At 56.3% G+C, this 18,284-nt stretch carries 12 protein-coding genes; 4 read left to right on the forward strand and 8 right to left on the reverse strand.

Annotated elements, in window-relative coordinates; all coding sequences use genetic code 11:
- Positions 1 to 8: 8 nt before the first annotated feature.
- Both HH216_RS10160 and HH216_RS10165 read left to right on the forward strand, forming a co-directional pair.
- Positions 9 to 1,310 carry a RagB/SusD family nutrient uptake outer membrane protein gene (locus HH216_RS10160; RefSeq protein WP_169550718.1) on the forward strand — a complete coding sequence of 434 codons (1,302 nt, stop codon included), beginning with the start codon at positions 9 to 11 and terminating at the stop codon, positions 1,308 to 1,310.
- Positions 1,311 to 1,519: 209 nt separating this feature from the next.
- A complete protein-coding gene (locus HH216_RS10165) occupies positions 1,520 to 2,737 on the forward strand; it encodes a PQQ-dependent sugar dehydrogenase (protein ID WP_169550719.1) in 1,218 nt (405 codons plus the stop codon).
- A gap of 82 nt (positions 2,738 to 2,819) precedes the next feature.
- On the opposite strand, the gene HH216_RS10170 is transcribed toward HH216_RS10165, so the two are convergent.
- From HH216_RS10170 to HH216_RS10185, 4 genes are all read right to left on the reverse strand, one after another.
- A complete protein-coding gene (locus tag HH216_RS10170) occupies positions 2,820 to 3,896 on the reverse strand; it encodes a Gfo/Idh/MocA family protein (protein ID WP_169550720.1) in 1,077 nt (358 codons plus the stop codon).
- A gap of 625 nt (positions 3,897 to 4,521) precedes the next feature.
- Positions 4,522 to 5,553, reverse strand: a complete 1,032-nt coding sequence (locus HH216_RS10175; RefSeq protein WP_169550721.1) for a galactitol-1-phosphate 5-dehydrogenase — start codon at positions 5,551 to 5,553, stop codon at positions 4,522 to 4,524.
- A 60-nt stretch (positions 5,554 to 5,613) separates the two neighbouring features.
- Entirely contained in the window at positions 5,614 to 7,212 is a 1,599-nt protein-coding gene (locus tag HH216_RS10180; RefSeq protein WP_169550722.1) for an McrB family protein, read from the reverse strand.
- Between the two features lie 312 nt (positions 7,213 to 7,524).
- Positions 7,525 to 9,078 (reverse strand): glycoside hydrolase family 30 protein, encoded by a 1,554-nt coding sequence (locus HH216_RS10185; protein WP_169550723.1) that lies wholly within the window; start codon positions 9,076 to 9,078, stop codon positions 7,525 to 7,527.
- A 90-nt stretch (positions 9,079 to 9,168) separates the two neighbouring features.
- Here HH216_RS10185 and HH216_RS10190 point away from each other — a divergent pair, with 90 nt between their 5' ends.
- Complete coding sequence (locus HH216_RS10190; RefSeq protein WP_169550724.1) at positions 9,169 to 10,035, forward strand: hypothetical protein; 867 nt, start codon at positions 9,169 to 9,171, stop codon at positions 10,033 to 10,035.
- Between the two features lie 657 nt (positions 10,036 to 10,692).
- Here HH216_RS10190 and HH216_RS10195 read toward each other — a convergent pair.
- The 3 genes from HH216_RS10195 to HH216_RS10205 all read right to left on the reverse strand — a co-directional run bounded on the left by HH216_RS10195 (position 10,693) and on the right by HH216_RS10205 (position 16,471).
- The gene (locus tag HH216_RS10195) at positions 10,693 to 11,832 is read right to left on the reverse strand and encodes an efflux RND transporter periplasmic adaptor subunit (RefSeq protein ID WP_169550725.1); all 1,140 of its coding nucleotides are present in this window, start codon (positions 11,830 to 11,832) and stop codon (positions 10,693 to 10,695) included.
- On the reverse strand, positions 11,801 to 15,157 hold the full coding sequence (locus tag HH216_RS10200) for an efflux RND transporter permease subunit (protein WP_169550726.1): 3,357 nt from the start codon (positions 15,155 to 15,157) through the stop codon (positions 11,801 to 11,803). Before HH216_RS10200 ends, HH216_RS10195 begins: the two co-directional genes overlap by 32 nt.
- A 576-nt stretch (positions 15,158 to 15,733) precedes the next feature.
- Entirely contained in the window at positions 15,734 to 16,471 is a 738-nt protein-coding gene (locus tag HH216_RS10205) for an SDR family NAD(P)-dependent oxidoreductase (protein ID WP_169550727.1), read from the reverse strand.
- Between the two features lie 141 nt (positions 16,472 to 16,612).
- On the opposite strand from HH216_RS10205, the gene HH216_RS10210 reads away from it, so the two are divergent.
- Positions 16,613 to 17,572: a glycoside hydrolase family 43 protein gene (locus HH216_RS10210; protein WP_169550728.1), complete on the forward strand. Its 960-nt coding sequence runs from the start codon at positions 16,613 to 16,615 to the stop codon at positions 17,570 to 17,572.
- A gap of 4 nt (positions 17,573 to 17,576) precedes the next feature.
- On the opposite strand, the gene HH216_RS10215 is transcribed toward HH216_RS10210, so the two are convergent.
- Positions 17,577 to 18,278: a putative polyvalent protein kinase domain-containing protein gene (locus tag HH216_RS10215; protein ID WP_169550729.1), complete on the reverse strand. Its 702-nt coding sequence runs from the start codon at positions 18,276 to 18,278 to the stop codon at positions 17,577 to 17,579.
- Positions 18,279 to 18,284: the final 6 nt, after the last annotated feature.

The following is an 18,284-nucleotide window of genomic DNA, read 5'->3' on the forward strand; positions in this document are numbered from 1 at the left end:
TTAAGCATATGAAACGACTTCTTTCCTTAACAATCCTGACCGGGGCTTTGCTGGCGCAGCAGGCCTGTACACAGGAATATCTGAACCCCAGTGCGGTGAGTCAGCAACAGGCCGTTAGTTCGGTCGACGGGCTGCTCACGCTCTGTAACGGCCTGCAATACCGGTATACCGCCAACAGTTCGGTCAGCGTACTCTACAACGCCGTTGCCGCCGGTGGCCTGACTACCCGTGAACTGGTCGTGCTCAACGCGGGTAACGTCGATGAAGACAACTTAAGCAAGGGGCTGGGCAACGTCAACAACACCAATGCCGTTGTGCGCAACCTGTGGCAAACGAGTCAGCTTGTTAAGTCGAACGCCGACATCGTGCTGGCCAATCTGGGTGTCGTAACCGACGCCGGAACCCGCAGTGGTATTGTTGGGTACGCGGCTATTTTTCGGGCACTGGCCCTGGGTACGCTGGCCGAGTTTTTCGAGCAGGCTCCGCTGGTGTCGGGTACGAACGCTCCATTCGTGTCACGGGCACAACTGCTGACCGAAGCCATTACTCAACTGGAAACAGCGGCTACCCAACTGGCGGCAGCCCCCGTGTCGAGTGCGTTTACCCAAAAAATCGTAACGGGAATCGATATTCCAAACACGGTGCAGGCACTGATCGCCCGGTACAGCCTGATGGCGGGTAACTACGACAAGGCACTGGCGGCAGCCGCTAAAGTAAACCTGAGTAGCCGGTCGTATTTCGCGTTCGACGACAACACGCGCAACCCGGTTTTTCAGTATGCCTTCGGTAATCGCAACGTTTTCGAGCCAACCAATGCTGCCCTTGGGCTACCTACTGGGCTGACGCCAGCAACGGGCGACGGACGGGTATCGTTCTATATCCGCTCGAACCCGGCCGCGACGCAGAACCTCGGTACTGGGTTTTACACCGCCAATGCTGCTTCCATTCCGGTGTATCTGCCCGGAGAAATGCTGCTGGTTCAGGCTGAAGCGTACGCCCGCAAAAACGACCTGACCAATGCCGTAATCTTTTTGAACCGGGTGCTGACTAAAACGGCCGCGTCTGACGCCTGGGGTGTTGGGGCAAGCCTACCCGCTTATTCGGGTGCTGTTACGGCCGACGCTGTGCTGACAGAAATCTACCGCAACCGGCAGATCGAGCTGGCGTTTCAGGGTTTCCGGCTGGAAGACAGCCGCCGGTTTGGTCGGTCGGGTCCCAGTGCGACGGGTGAACGCAATCGAAACTTCCTGCCGTATCCCCGCACCGAACGCGATAACAATGCGAACACCCCCGCCGATCCGGGGAACTAGGTCTAAAGGAGCGAAAGAGTGAATGAGTGAAAGAGTGGCTATTCAGTGGCATCGCTCTCTCACTCTTTCGCTCTTTAAAATGGCCCATTCGCTCACTAATGGGGCTGGGATGTAAACCTTCAACTGCTTAATGTCTTTTTAATAAGTTAGCCTGTAGGAAAAATGTAATGAGCGGGCTGAAATCACTCAACGTTATAACTCAGTCGCGCATGAACACAGTACGTTTATCGTCACTCTGTGCCGGGATGCTATTGATCACGGTACTGGTTGCCTGTAAGGAAGATGAGGTCAACAAGATCAATATTCCCGAAACTAACGAGCAGCCCACGTCATCCGTTATAACCGGTAATGTGTTCGAACCAGCCCTTGTTCCAGCCACCAACGAACGAATCGCCCAGTTGAAGGCACCGGCTGGCTTTACCGTCACGAAATACGCCGATCAGCTTGGTAAGCCCCGGCAACTGGCGGTATCATCGACGGGAAATGTGTACGTGTCTGACCGAACAGCGGGTACAGTCACGCTGTTGCGCGACACCAACAGCGATGGCGTGGCGGATGCCAAGCAGACGGTTGCCACACTGAAAAACGCCCACGGGCTAACCATCCACGCCAATCAGTTGTATATCGTCACGGTCAAGGAGTTGTATGTGGCCGACATGAACGCTGACGGTACGATCAGTCAGCCCCGGCAGCTCCTTAACGACCTGCCCGACGCGGGGCAGCATGCCAACCGGACCATCGCGTTTGGCCCCGACGGGATGCTATACATCACGGTTGGCAGCACCTGCAACGCCTGCGAAGAGCCTAATCCGGAAAACGCAACGATCCTGCGGGCTAATCCCGACGGTACGGGCCGGACCGTTTTTGCCAAAGGACTGCGGAACACGATTGGCTTCGGCTGGCACCCACAGACGAAAGAGCTATTTGGTTTCGACCACGGCATCGACTGGCTGGGCGACGAAGTGCAGGGCGAAGAAATCAACCAGATTAAGCAAGGGGCTGATTACGGCTGGCCGTATCTGTACGGTAAGAACCAGTACAACCCACATCCCCGCCCCACTACCGGCACGTACGCTGACTATGCCGCCAAAGCAACACAACCTCTGCTGGAATACGATCCTCACGCGGCTCCGTTGGCCTGGCAGTTTTACACGCAGAGCCAGTTTCCAGCGGAGTACCAGAACGACGCTTTCGTAACGATGCGCGGCTCGTGGAACCGGACAAAACCGTCGGGCTACAAAGTCGTTCGGGTGCATTTCGAAAACGGCACTCCCGTTCGGGTCGATGATTTCGTAACCGGCTTTCTGGTTGATAACAATCAGGCTCAGTTTGGTCGTCCCGTCGGCATCGCGACCTTGCCCGATGGCTCGCTCATTTTCAGCGAAGACAACAACGGTGTCATCTACCGGGTGAGCTATAAGCAATGATTGAGTGATTGAGTGATTGAATGCTGCATGCGTCAGCTTACTCACCGCGACGGCGGACCGTTCATTCCATCACTCAATCATTCTACCATTCAACTACTTTTCCCGTCCGGGTTGATTCGTAAATCGCCTGAAACAGGGCGACGACCCGGCGGCCGTCTTCGCCGGTGACGAGTGGGGCGCGACCGTCGCGGAGGGCGTCGCGGAAGTCGGCGATCTGTAGACCGAAGAAGTAACTTGTTGCGTCGATCTGATTGAAAAAATCGGTGTCTTCGGCTATAAATTCCGCCAGTTGCTTTTCCTGTCCGGGTATGGTCCAGAGGTCGTTGACAGGCGGCTCGGCGATGCTCGACCGACCAGCAATGAACATGGCCCCGCCGTCGGTCTGCACACCCACCGACGCGCCACTACTGCCGTGGATGTGTACTTTTCCGTATAAACCCGGTTGCTGACTGTTGCTGACGATGATGTTGCCCAGCGTCCCGTTTTTGAACCGGACAATCGCCACCGCTGTATCGTCGACTTCGATATACGGGTGGTTGATGTTTTGCCAGACGCCGTATACCGATTCGACCTCGCCCATGTACCAGAGCAGCAAATCGAGCTGATGCGGTGCCTGATTGACCAGTACGCCCCCGCCTTCGCCCGCCCACGAACCCCGCCACGGATCGCTCCGGTAGTAAGCTTCGTCGCGCCAGCCGTACATCTGCACCACACCCAGCGCCGGCTTACCCAGTTCACCCGCGTCAATCGCCTGTCGGATACGCTGACAGGGCGCGTAGAACCGACGCTGACTGATGACACCCAAATGCCGGTCGTTGCGACGGGCGGCTTCGAGCATCGCGTCGCAGTCTTCCAGCGACGATGCCAGCGGCTTCTCGACCAGCACGTGCGCCCCTGCGTCGAGGGCGGCAACAGTTGGTTCGCGATGGGCGGGGTGAGGGGTGCAGACCAGACACAAATCGACCTGCTCCCGACTGACCATCTCAGCAATATCAGTGTAGAACGGAATGCCGTAGACCTGCGCGAAGTCTGACGCTTTGTCGGCGTTGCGGCCGTACACGGCTACGAGTTTGGTGTCTGACGTTTGCAGAACGCCTTTAGCGTGGAGGTGGGCTACTTTACCGGGGCCGATAATGGCAATACGAAGCGGAGCAGGCATACAATTCAGTACTGTTGATTACAACGAAATACAGCCAGCCGGAGTCTTCTACTCAGAAAAGTTGCTGAGACATGTATCGACAATTGCTATTTCTGATCCTGATGAGCGTATTGAGTTGCCACCATTCTGTCGACCCAGCGGATCCGCTCTATCGTACCTGGCAGGCAATCACAGTCCGATTCGCTGATGGGCGGGTCGTAAGCCAGCCGCCGGGTAATTACACCATCACGACATTCGTTCCGAATGGTACTATTCTGTACGGAGCCAACGGCCGATACGTGGCCTGCTGTTCACCACATCGATTTAGGCGTAAAGGCAATGTTCTTGATTTTACAGATGTAAAAGGTATTCCTGAGCCACCAGTCGATAATGCAGAGCAGTGTAACGCTGTTGACTGTTTCGGGCCGGGGGCATCCGGGAACATCCTGACGCTATCAACTGACAGATTGGTTATTGAGACGGCAGTGGGTGTGACGACTTACCAACCTTATCTGTAAAAGACAGGCGGCTAGTTGCCGTATTGTCTGTCATCCCGATGGCAGGAGGGACCTTCGGTAACCAGATAGCGGTCTCATTTTACCGAAGATTCCTCCTGTCGTCGGAATGACAGATCCGACGCCTTCCCTCACGGTTTCAGCACCACTTTGATCAACCCTTTTTCTTTGGCGTACAGGCGTCTGAACCAGTCGGCACCGTCGGCGAGCGGTACTTCGGCGCTGAGGATCGCTTCGACATTGATACGGCCCGATGAGATCAGGGCCAGTGCCGCTTCGTATTCGCCGTTGATAGCGCATGAACCCTGCAACCGCAACTGCCGCGTCACGACTGCCTGCAACGGCATCTCGACCGTCGGGGCGAGGTTACCGACCAGCGTTACTGTCGCCCCTTTTCGTACGCAGTCGATGGCCGTTTTCACCGTTGGCCCCGCACCGACGACTTCAAACGAAACATCGGCACCGCGTCCGTGCGTAAGTGCCTGCACCTGCTGCGATACGTCGGCGGAGTGTGCGTTGATGATGTGGGTGGCACCGAGTGTCTGTGCCAGGGTAAGCCGGTCATCGTCGAGGTCGATGGCGATGATGGGGAAGCAGCCTGCCAGTTTGAGCGCCTGAATAATGAACAGCCCGATCATCCCCGCGCCAACGACTGCTGCCGAGTCGTTGACCTGAACGGGCGTCAGGCTCAACGCGTGCAGGGCCACCGCTACCGGCTCGACCAGTGCCGCCTGTGTGAAGCTGACATTGTCGGGGATGGCGTACAGGATATGCTGCGGTACCGTTACAAACTCGGCGAACGCACCCTGCCGCTTGAAATCGGGCGCTGATACGCCGACGACTTCGCGGCCGTCGCTGAGGTTATACTGCCCCCGGCGGCTGTACCAGTCGTCGAGCGCATAGACCGTCGAATCGAAGGTGACGCGGTCGCCAACGGACCAGTCTTTCACGTCGCTGCCGACTTCGGCGATGATACCCGATGCTTCGTGTCCCATCACAATCGGCGGGACGCGCCGGCCAGTGCTCCCATCCATACCGTGTACGTCGGAGCCGCATATACCTACGGCCTGTACCCGCACCAGTACCTCGTTTGGGCCGGGTTTCGGCTGGGGTAGGTCCTGTATCTCAAAGTGGTTGTATTCGGTCAGAACGAGTGCTTTCATCGTGAGTAGGTTATTTGTAGCCCGGACGTCCAGGCTACTTTTACGCTAGGCTACATTTGCCTACACCGGTTTTTGGTAGATGCGGACAAAAGCAGCGGGGGGTACCTGTTCATACTCATGCGCCAGCAAATGCGGGTTGATTTCGTAGCTGACGACGTCATCTACCGTGTCGGGGATGTCGCCGAACAAGTTGGTTGTGGCGGTGCTGGTGTACTTCTTGCGAACCCAGATCAGGCGTTGCTCGGGTTCTTTTCCCCACGCCATGTTATCGCCTAGTATAAGCTGAATCTGTGCCCAGTTGTTGAAAAAATATTCCTGCAACAAGGGTATGATGCGGTCGCGGAAGACGTCGCACAACTCGGCGTGCGTCGAGATGTTGAGCAGATAGGCGTGGCCGAGCTGATGGTCGCGGTCGAGCAGGTATTCGATACGTTCGTTGATCGTCCGTAACAGTTGCGCCAGATCGACACCCTCCACCATAGGCAGCACCGACGGATCGGGGCGGAGTTCGCGGAACGAAAACCGGCGACGCAGCGCAATATCCAGCAGGGCAATCGAGCGGTCGGTCGTGTTCATCGTTCCGACCACATACAGGTTTGCCGGTACGCCGAAACGCTCCTGTGAGTAGGGGAGCGTCAGCCAGAGTTCGTGTTCGGCACCGAGTCGTTTGTCGGCTTCGAGGAGCGTAATCAGTTCGCCGAACACACTGGCGATGTTGGCCCGGTTGATCTCGTCGATCAGCAGAAAATGAGCCGGTGCCTGCGCCAGTTTACGCTGGCGATTGTCGGGCGAATCGTTGAGGCAGTCGGCCAGCGTTGCGTAACCCGCCAGTTGTACCGCCGACAGACAGGCTTTGTAGAAAATGCCTTTCCTGACTTTGTAGCTGACCTGACTGCCCACCACTTCCGGCCGTATGCCTTCGACAAACTCTTCATAGCCGTAGGCCGGGTGGAACGTAATCAGACTGGCCCGACCGTCGCGCAGGTAGGGTTGCAGGGCATGGGTTTTTCCGGTGCCCGGTGGTCCGTACAGAATCAGGTTGTGCGGCTGATTGTCGGGGACGTTGCGGTCGGGCGTTTCGTAATCAGCACCAAGTTCTTCGACGGTGTGACCGTTCAGGTGGCGTTCGCCCAGCGAGGGGTCGTCGGCCAGCCGGATCAGCTCGCTCAGAAACGCTTCGTCTTCAGCAGCACGGTACACGTCGGGGTTGTGCCGGGCCGAGTGGGGCCCACGCTTGCCCGTTTCAACCAGTTCGGGCAGGCAGTCGAGCCAGCATTGTTGAACGGCGGGCTGGTAGAGCAGGTGCGCGCTCGACTGCCCGATGACAGCCGCCACATAGCCGGACTTTTGGCTAACACCACTGAAATCAATTTCGGGGAAATCAACCAGTTGGTCCTGCGCCGACTTCTTGATCGTCAGCCAGAATTCGGGTTCGCCCCGGTGCGGTTTCACCAGCCGTAAGGCCCAGAAAAAGTTGACATTCGCCGTGATGGCTTTCTGATCTTTTCGGATCGTGAATGCCAGCCGCGCGTCGCCGTTGGGCAGGTTGACAACATCAATTAGTTCTTTCAGCAACCCAAAAAAACGCCGGACGGCTTCGGCGTGGCCGATGTCGCGGATTCGTTCGATGAGTGCCTGTTGTGGGGTATCGATCAACACAAATAAGGGGGATGCAACCGAAAATAGGGTATAATCCAGAACGAAAATACCCGCGTTTGCCGTCAGCGAAGCTACAACTTAATCCGGCTCAAACAGAATCATTCCGCTACTGGGTAAACGGCAAAAGGTCGTTTTGAGCGATCTTTCAGAAACCGTTTTTGTCATCCCGACGACAGGAGGGATCTTCGGTAAGAGGGAAATTTTCGACTACCTGCCGAAGATCCCTCCTGTCGTCGGGATGACAAAAATCATGGCTTGTACAAAACAGTGAAATCTATGAATAACCTCTCGAACAAGACGAACCCGTGCGCCTTACTTTGGTAGATCGCCTACCAGCGTGACAATGCTCCGGCCTAGAATAGTAAGTGGCGTTCCCGGTTTTGGCCGGGCCGAAGGGGACAGATTCGTTGTGGCCGAGGTCGTGTACATGGCCAGATTCGCCGGCTGCCCCGATGCTAGTACCGGCGTTATCAGTTGGGAATCGGTGCCGGTATTGATCACGACGATAACGAGTTTCCGATCTGTGTTCTGGTACGCTGAAACCAGCAAATTGCTTGTATTCTGCGGCAGCGTTGCGTCGATCCGAACCGCGCCCGGGCGAATAAAACGGCTGTAGTTACCCAGTGCCCAGAGCATTTTCGAGGGCTGATAGGCACCGTCGGTTTTATTCTTGTCGATGTAAATCAACCCGTCTTTGTAATCATACGGGCTAATCGCCAGCCACCAATGCCAGGCCGATGCGTTTGCGTTGACCAGATCGTTGTGAATCACTTTGGCGACGTACACCGCCGGGTCGATGCCCAGCCCTTTGCCGGAGCCGTTGATTTCCCCATCGTTATCGCCCAGAATACAATATTCCGACATCCAGTAGCCCAAATCAGCCACGCCGTTCAGCGTTTTGCGTATCTGCTGACGCGTTTCGGCGGCTTTCGCATAGGGCGAGGTCGTGAAATAGCTGTGGGCCGACACCGCGCGAACCAGCGTAGGCAAGTCGCCGACGTAATCGGGCGAAGCCTTGTCGAAGAAGGACTGAATCTGCTGACCTTGTCCGGGTTTCTTATTGTCGCCAACTAAAAAATCAAGTTGCCCCGCTTCGGCGATGCTGGTTTTGGCTGGTAACTGGCTGGTCTGTAGCTGTTTGCTGAGCGATCGGGTGATGCCCGCGATCTGCTTGTTGTAGAACGGGGTACCTTCCTGTCCACCGTCGCTCCAGTCCCATTGTGGTTCGTTGACCGGGCTAATGTAGTTGAACGTAACGCCGGTCTTCGCGCCAACGCCCGTAGTTACGTCGGTCAGAAAGCGGGCGAACTGATCGTACCGGTCGGGGGCCAGATTCGGGATTTTATTGGTGGCGAAGCCTTTGCCGTTGATCGTGTATTGTACCGGCGGGCTGTTGGTAAACGCCAGAAAGCTGGCAACGCCCCGCCGTTTGGCCGCCTGCAAAAACCAGCGTTGCCCGGCCTGCTTGTTCCAGTCGTAGGTGCCGTCGGTGTTGAGAAACGACTCCGCCCGGCGCCATTCGTCGCGTATGCCGCTAGCACTGCCCTGCTCCGTCGTTCCGGCACCGACGTTGAACCGCCATATCGATAGGCCGATACCGATGGGATTCCCGTTGGTCAGCGTGTCCCGGCTGAACAGCAGATCGGCGATGGCGTTGCGCTTGGCATCGGGCCATTGACCAACAAACTGGCACGACCATGCATCAGACGCGCCAAAATGGTCGATGCGCTGGAACGTTTGGGCTGGGTTGACGACAAGGGTAGCGGGCGCTTGCGGCTGCCCCTGGCAACCGGTACTGGTCGTTAAAAAATAGCTGCCAATAAACAGCCCAATGCTGCGGGTAAGCCAATGGAAAGAGAGGTGCATAGTGCGAGAGATTGAGCCCGTAAAATTCCGCCGTAAAGCGGTCGGTGTCAATCAGGCTGGACCTATATTTGTTTGATACGCAAAACAACTATGCATACAATTCTACTCCGCTGTTTTAGCCTGCTCATCGCGGGCCTGCTCATCGGTTCAGGCTGCCGCCACGACGATCCGGCGGCTACGGATACCTGCCGGTTGAGCACCGTAACTGATCAACTGGTGGAAACCAGTGGCAAATTGACCGACGAAACCAGTTGGTCGTTTACCTACGGCACGTCGGGCGTAAACACCATCTCGGCCCGAACCGCCAGCCAGAGTGCCACGTTCGGTGTCGACCTGAACGATAACCTGCCTACCCGCCTGACCAATGGGCAGGACGTTATTACGATGGGCTACGGGGCCAGCTCGTTGCCGGTTAGCGCCACGTTCAGCCGGGGTGGAACGGTGCAGGCGACGTATTCATTAGAGTACGGCGCTGCGAGTACGCTGACGCGCATTCTGGAAACCCGGCTAGTGCTGCCGGCCAACTCCCTGACCCGCCTGCGCGACTACTCGTTTACGTACGACGCGTCGGGAAATCTGACCACCGAACGCGACGTTTTTACCCTGCGTGATGGGCTGGTGCTGGCGCAGGAAGAAGTCTTTACGTTTGATACGAAGCCGTCGCCCTACGTCCGATTTGCGTACCGCCCCCTGCTGACGGTAGCTGCCCTGGCGATGAACGTCGAGACGGTGCCGGGCCGGTTCTGGCAGCAACTGGCCATGACGTCGTTGCAATCGTACAACCTAACCAGCAGCGGTGCCCGTGCCGACATGCGGGAAAACAGTACGTACACGCTGACCTACGACGCCGACAATAAACTAACGACCCGTGAGCAAATGGCGTTGCTCTACCAGTCCAGCGTCCCGACGCCCATCACTAAAAAGAACCGCCAAACGTTCGGGTATTTGTGTGAATAGGGTCTGTTAATCTCCGGGTGATTCAATGCACAATCTCGTTATCATTTTAGATAATCACTGAATTCACTTATGTCGCCACCCCTCCTGACAAATCGCTCGGCCTCAGCATCAGTAAAGTCGTAACCAAACGTAATAACCCAGGGACGCTCAGGAGAAGACGTGGTAAATGATCGGTGAATAAGCACTACATGACACTCGTTAATACGCAGCATGTAATAGTCTTCAGACCATTGCGGGGTACCCCACCTCTTCTTGCCAAACGGCTTCTTGAAATCTGCTGAGATCTTTCGTCGCGTACTATCGGGCTGAACAGGCTTGTTTATCGTTACAGCATAGACGGAACGGTATGTGTCACTCGCAGAAACGGAGTCCGTAGCTCTTTGATAATCTGCGCAGTATATAATTGTCGTCCATTTTTCGTAATCTGGATGATCAGTAACTACGTTCTTCAAGTCAAAAGGAGCACCGTAGTCTTGCTTTGCCTGCTCAACCGTTATCGGGAACTGAATCAACTGTTTCCCGTAGCGATACTGTAGTGGGGGGCACTGTTTTACCGGTGAGCCGCAACTGAGTACCATTGCGATAATGAAACTGTACAGTAAAATTCTGACAAACAGCATCATTAATCTGTTACGCTGGGATTGTACTGTACATTCATTACTTCACACTGACCGGCGAGCCGTCGCGGATTTCTTCGGTGGCGTCGGTGATGAGCTTGTCGCCTTCGGTGAGTGAGCCGAATATTTCTACTTTTTCGTCGGCTTCCAGTCCGCGTTTGATGGGCACCCACTCGGCTTTCTGCCCCTTCACCCGAATCACAAATACGCCCGTCGACGCGTTGACAATGGCCGATTTCGGTACGATCAGCGCGTTGCTGCTCGTCGGCATTGGTACGTTTACTTCGGCAACCATACCCGGCAACAGCTTCCGGTCACTGTTCTGCACATCGACTTCGACGCGTTCGGAACGCAGCTTTTTGTCGAGCGCACCGGCTTCGCGCTTCACCTGTCCGTTGAAGGTACGGTCGGGGAACGCGCGGACGCTGAACGAGATCGGGTCGCCCTGATCGACGTAACCGGTGTAGGCTTCCGGTACCGAAATCACCAGACGCAGCCGTCGTTGTTCGGTCAGGACAAACAGTGGAAATTCCGAGCCTTTGCCCGCCGGTCCGATGTAGGCACCCGTGCTGGCGTTACGGGCACTGATGATACCGTCGAACGGCGCGCGGATTTGCAGGTACTGCCGCAGGTCGGCGACTTCGCGGTAGGCTGATTTGGCCGCTGCCAGCTGGGCCAGATCGGCGTTTTGCCGGGCCATTGCCTGATCGATGTCGTTTTTCGATACGGCGCCGGGCAGGTTTTTGGCCGCTTCGGTCACCCGCGCGTAGTTGGCCCGGCTGGCGATAGACAGGGCTTCCTGCGCTTTCAGCTTCGACTCCGCCGATGCCAGTTGTGCGTTGAGTTCGGGGGCTTCGGCCTGTGCCAGTAACTGCCCCTGCCGAACCTCCGTGCCGACGTCGGCGTTCAGCGTTTTGATATAGCCGGTTACGCGGGCGTAGATGTCGACGTCGCGGTAAGCGATCAACTCACCCGGCAGGTGCAGGGCCGACGCCAGTTTGCCGCGTTGCAGCGCGAAGGTTTCTACTGTGGCCGGGCCTTCGGCCGCTTTGGCCTCGTCGGCTTTCTTTTCTCTATCTTCCTTTCCTGCGGACGATTGGCAGCCGGATAACGAACTGAGTAGGATAAAACTGCCTGCTGCCAGCAGACTAGACCATGTCTTTTTGGGTAGCCGATTCATACGTTGCGGGAATGTAAAACTTACTGTTTTTGTCTTCGGGATCGAGTGATACGGAGTCGGTGGTTGTTTTTTCCTGCACCCAGGCAAACGCCAGCGGCAGGATAAACAAGGCGGCAAAGGTAGACGCGATCAGGCCACCAATGACGGCCCGGCCCAGCGGAGCCGACTGCGAACCGCCTTCGCCCAGCCCCGACGCCATCGGAATCATGCCGACAACCATCGCCACGCTGGTCATCAGGATCGGGCGGAGCCGCACCGATGCCGATTCGCGGGCCGCTTGCAGGGCATTACCGCTTTTCAGGCGAAGTTCTTCAGCGTTGGTCACCAGCAGGACGGCGTTGGAAATCGATACCCCGACCGACATAATCATGCCCATGTACGATTGCAGGTTCAGCGTCGACCCCGTCAGCATCAGCAGGCTCAGCGATCCGACGAGCACGGCCGGAACTGTACACAGCACAACGAGCGATACTTTGAACGACTGGAAGTTGGCCGCCAGCATCAGAAAAATAACGACGATGGCAACGATCAGGCCCGTTTGCAGGCTGTTGAGCGTATCGATCAGTACTTCGCTCAGCCCCTGTAGCTTCACCGTCAGGCCGCGCGGCAGTTCGCCCAGCGAGTTGATGGCGTTCTGAACGTCGTGCGCGGCCGTGCCCAGGTCAATGTCGTTGAGGTTGGCCGTAACCGACATCATCGGTACCGCGCCCAGGTTGTCGTTTTCGCCGTAGGTTGTGCCCTTCTGAATCGTGGCTACGTCGCCCAGCACGGGCCGGTTGCTGTTGGGTGTCACCGGAATTTCGCCCAGGTCACTGACACTGCTCATCCGGTTTTCCGGCACCTGCACCTGCACGCTGTAACTCTGCCCTGACTTGGGATCGATCCAGACGCTTTTTTCGGTGTAACGCGACGATGACGTCGACGCAATCAGCGAGCGCGAGATGGATGATACGTCGGTGCCCAGCTGTGCGGCCCGCGTCCGGTCGATGTTGACGTCGATAGTCGGGTATTTGGTCGATTGGCCGAGCTGCACATCGCGCAGGTACGGAATCTGCTGGAGTTTGGCGATGACCTTGTTGGCGTATTCTTCGTTCTGCTTTTTGTTCTTACCCACCAGCCGCACCTCAATCGGCGTAGGCGACCCCTGACTCAGAATCTTGTCGGTCAGTTCAATCGGCTCGAAGGACATCTTAACGTCGGGTAACGCCTTCGCCATCTTTGCCCGAAACTCGTCTTTCAGCTCATCCAGATCAACATCGTAGTCTTCCTTCAGGCTGACCTGCAAAACGCCTTCCTGCGGCCCGGCCATAAACAGGTAGATCGGGCTGGTCGAAAACTGCGCGCCGTGCATACCGACCATCGCCGATGTGATATCGATGTTTTCTTTGCCGACAATGCCGTTCAGCACGTCGAGCGCTTTTAACATTGTCGTTTCGGTTTTTTCCAGTCGGGTTCCGTCGGCCGAGCGTAACCGAACCTGAAACTGCCCGGCATTACCCTTCGGCAGCACGTCGCGCCCGATCAGCGAAACCAGCAGACCCGCCAGTGCCAGCGCACCCACCACGTACACCAGTACAATGGGTCGGCGGTAGGGAAGCGAGCGGTTGATCGATCGGACGAACCGCGCCCTGACACGCTCAAACAAACCGATTTTACCGTCGCCATCGAAGTCTTTTTTGTGGGCCAGCTGTTGTTTCTGGGCCAGAATATCGTCGTCTGTGTTGCGCCCCGTCATGGTCTTGACAGTGCCGTTCTGGACGGAACCGTTCTGACCGTTAATGTGGCCATTGCCATTGATTGGTTTCCCGTTCAGGGTCGATACCGGCGCGTGATTAGTCGACGCGTGATCGTGCCCCTTCATCATCCAGTTGGCCAGCACCGGCACCAGCGTCTGCGCCATCACGTACGACGTAATCATCGAGAAGCCAATGGCCAGCGCCAGCGGCAGAAACAGCGCACCCGGAATGCCCGACATGGTAAAGGCGGGGGCAAACACGGCCAGAATACACAGCAGAATCAGCAGCTTCGAGAACGCGATTTCCTTACAGGCGTCCCAGATGGCGAGGGCTTTGGGCTTGCCCATGTCGAGGTGCTGGTGGATATTCTCAATCGTAACCGTCGATTCGTCGACCAGAATACCGATCGCCAGCGAGAGGCCCGACAGGGTCATGATGTTGATCGTCTGCCCGAACAGCGACAGAAACAGCACCCCCGAAATGATACAGGTCGGGATGGTGATAATCACGATCAGCGCACCCCGTACGTCGCCCAGAAACAGCAGTACCATCAGCCCCGTCAGCACAGCGCCGATGGCTCCTTCGGTCAGCAGACTTTCTACGGAGTTGATGACGTACACCGACTGGTCGAAGGTATACGTCAGTTTGACGTCTTCCGGCAGCAGGGCCTGAAAGCGGGGGAGGGCGGCCTTGAGATTCTGCACCACCTCCCAGGTCGATGCGTCGGCCGATTTGGTGATGGGCAGGTAGACCGAGCGTTTTCCGTTGACGAGTACGTACCCCTGCGTAATGTCGGCCCCATCTTCAATCGTCGCGACGTCTTTCAACGCTAGATTCTGCACCCCGCCGGTGAAAAGCGGGATGTTGCCAAAATCCTCGATATTCCTGACCGTCGTATTGGCGGGCGTGAAGTAGTTGAAATCGCCCACGCGCACGTTGCCGGCGGGTGTCGCCTGGTTGTTGATCCGCAAGGCCGCTACCAGCTGATCGGGCGACAGATTGTGTGCCCGCATCAGTTCCGGGTCGGCCCGAATCACAACCGTCCGGGAGTTACCGCCGAAGGGGGCCGGCGCCACCAGCCCCGGAATGGAGCTAAACCCCGCCCTGACGTAGACGTTGGCCAGATCCTGCAATTCGTTGTTGGTACGCTTCGGGCTACTCAATACCAACTGCCCAACGGGTAGTGTGGAGGCATCGAAGCGCAAAATGAAAGGCGGTTGCGAACCGGGCGGAAAAATAGCCTGCGCCCTGATGGAGTACGACGACACCTCGGCAGCTGCCTGCGCCATATTCGTGCCTTCGTAGAACGTGAGCTTGATGAGGGTCAGCCCCTGAATATTCTTGGTTTCGATACTCTTCACCCCCGACACATACAGCAGCAGGTTGATGTACTGTTTGCCGAAAAACGACTCCATCTGGTTCGGCGTGTACCCACCAAATGGCTGGGAAATGTAGATGACCGGCAGATTCAGGTTGGGGAAAATGTCGATCTTGATGTTCCTGACGGCGTTGATACCGAAGAAAAACAAACTCGCTACCAGAACCAGAATTGTGATTGGCTTCCGTAGAGCCGAACGGATTAAATTCATAACGCAGTTAAGCGAATTACAGGCACCTTCGAATCAACTGACCCGAACGGCTAATGGAAATCAGGCAAAACCCAACTTTTTAGTCAATACGTCATACACGAAGCATGTCGCTCCCAAAATTTACAAATTTTAGACGTAAAGCGAGTTGACCTGCGCCACTAATCGGGCAGAATGACGGTCTGAATGACCGGTATACGTAGCTGAAACAGGGAGAGCTTGTCTGTACTCACTTTACCAGTCGGTACTCGTAATAAGCGTTTGCTGGGTCGAGTGTAAGCCGCCCATTTTGAAAAAAAGTGACTGCCAATAACCCCGTCGATTCGTACGCATTCGCCAACACCCAACCGAATATCCATGCCGGGGTTAGCGTAATCAGTTCGTCGGAACCAGTGTCAAGAAACAACGTGAGGTAGTAGGCCGAACCATTCTGTACGACGACCATCGGACGACTGCCATCGAGCTGGTTCCTAACCGTGGAACGGGGGCGGGCAGTTAGCTGGCTCAACGTAAGCGTCCGGGCTGTGTAGTCGATAGCCGATTTATAGACTCATCGACGGCCAAGATAAGAGGAAAGTGCTACAGCCGATCCAGCCGCCCGCCGTCGACGCGAATTTCGGCGCCCTGTACGAATGCCGCGTCGTCGGAGGCCAGATAAGCGATCGTAGCGGCTACGTCTTCTGGTCGACCTACATCGGCCTTGTCGATTTTCTCAACGCCCCGCTTCACGTTCGGATTATCCCAGAGCATAGGTGTGTCGATAGCGCCGGGCAGTACGGCGTTGATGCGGATACCTCTCGCCTTGCCTTCCAGTGCCGAGGAACGGGTCAGCGACAGTACGGCGGCTTTTGCCGCTGCATACGGGGCTACCAGTGGTTCGGTTTCAATGGCGTGGATGCTCGATACGTTGACGATGCAGCCGCCGGGCTTCATGGTCAGAAAGGCGTGTTTGGTGAAATAGAACGCGCCCATCAGGTCGACGTTCAGAATCCGCATCCAGTCGTCGCCGGTCAGTTCGTCAAGCGCCTTGAACTGCATCAGCCCCGCGTTGTTGACGATGACGTCGAGCCGACCGAATTTATCAAACGCCCCCTTTACCGTTGCCTCAACCTGCTGCTCGTTCGACACGTCGCAGATGCTGGGCCACACATCGGGTGCTCCCGCTTTTTTGATGTCGGGTACCGCCTTCTTCAGCGCGTCGCCATCCAGGTCAGCCAGCACGATGCGGGCCCCTTCCGACGCAAATCGCCGGGCAATTGCCATACCAATACCCCCGGCCGCACCGGTAACGATAATGACTTTGTCTGTAAATCTCATGGGCTTATACTAACCAGCGTTGATAAGGATCTATTTGGCGAAAACCCCACGGGTGGCAATTCGCTTATTATAATCGAAGTAAAATTGCCGAGGGGTAACTCGTGCCGCCCAGCCGCCTACCGTCGACGCTTCGTATCGCCCATGAAACAGACTACCTACCAGAATCCGCTTTTGCCTACTGACTTCCCCGACCCGTCGGTCATCGCTGCGCAGACGGGCGGATACTACGCCTACGCTACCCACGACCGGTTTTCACCCACGATGTGCAGTATCCAGCTCAGTCATTCAACGGATCTGGTCAACTGGTCGGAGCCGGTCGGTGCGCTGGCTGAACCGCCTGTCTGGGGTAAAAACTGTCAGGAATTCTGGTGTCCGCAGGTCGTGTTCGTGGAGGGTGAGTACCGGCTCTACTACGCGGCAAAGCCTGACAACGGTGCTGATATGCAGCTGGCACTTGCTACATCGAAAACACCCGATAACTTCATCGACGTTGGTAAGCCGCTGACAACGCAGTCGGGTGGGGGATACACGATGATCGACCCCCATTTTTTCGCCGATCCACAAACGGGGCGACACTACCTGTACTATGGTTCGGCCCACGAGCCAATCCGGGCGTATGAGCTGGCAAACGACGGGTTCACGTTCATCAGCGACCCCATAGACGTGCTGCCCGCGCGACCCGGTGTTAAATTCGAAACGTTGCGGGAAGGGGCGTTCGTCGTGTACAAGCCAGAAACGAAGCGGTATTTTATCTGGGTGTCGGGCGACAACACCTGGGCAAGCGGTGGGTACGCCGTCAGCGTGTACTGGTCTGACAACCCACTGACGAACTTTCAGCCTATTCCTGACCAGCATGTCATTTTGCAGCCGGGCGCGGCCTGGGACTCACCCGGTCAGAACTGCCTGGTTACCGATGCCGAGGGGCAGGACTGGATTATCTATCACGCCGTCGACGCGAACGACCGGTTTATTCCTAGTACGGATCGGTTTCTCCGCAAGATGTGCATGGACCGGGTGCAGTACACCGCTGATGGCTGGCCATTTATCGCCGGTAATCAGCCATCAGACCATCCCCGGCCCGGGCCGATTGTAGTGGCGTAACGTTCTATCTGAGATAGATGACTGGATCAAAAACAAGCAACTCTCCGTCGTCGGCTACCAGAACATTCCTGTGGTGAAGATCGCCGACGATAATACCAAAGTTGTCATTCCTGTAATCGTTACCGTGTAGCGCAACGAAGTCGAAAGGTGCCATGTAGGCAGCTACTTCTTCTGGCGTTGCTCCCCGAATACCTCGCAACGCTTTCTGACTGACAACGGACATCAATATGCCATCGACATCCATTAGTCCTAAAAACATATAGGCTGTTTCCGGAAAAAGCCAGTTGTGTAGCAGTAGATTATGCAGATAACTTAGCCAGGTCCCGTGGTAGTTGAGGTTATTACGTTTGTAGTACGTACCTAACTGCACATACACCTGATGCTCAGCACCACCTTCGCCACCCTGAGCCTGCCAGGCGTCGGTAAACGGTTCATCCGGAATAAGTAACTGACGCGACGTTGCCCATCGTCTGAGTAACTTTTCCTCTCCAATTTTCAACGCACGATCTAGTGCTATTTTTTCACTTTTATTGGCTGGGGCTGGTCCCTGAGCCGCTTTGCTTGCTCGATGCACTCCTGCAATGACATCAAGGGCTGCTCGGAGACTTTCTTGACCATTCGCTCGCTCTGCTGCCGGTGGTACTCGTTGAGGTACGTAGCGTTCTCGTTCATTCGATGGAGACTCGTTTTCACTACTAACGTCCATGTCTGG

This window comes from Spirosoma rhododendri (assembly GCF_012849055.1).
Classification (GTDB): Bacteria; Bacteroidota; Bacteroidia; order Cytophagales; family Spirosomataceae; genus Spirosoma; species Spirosoma rhododendri.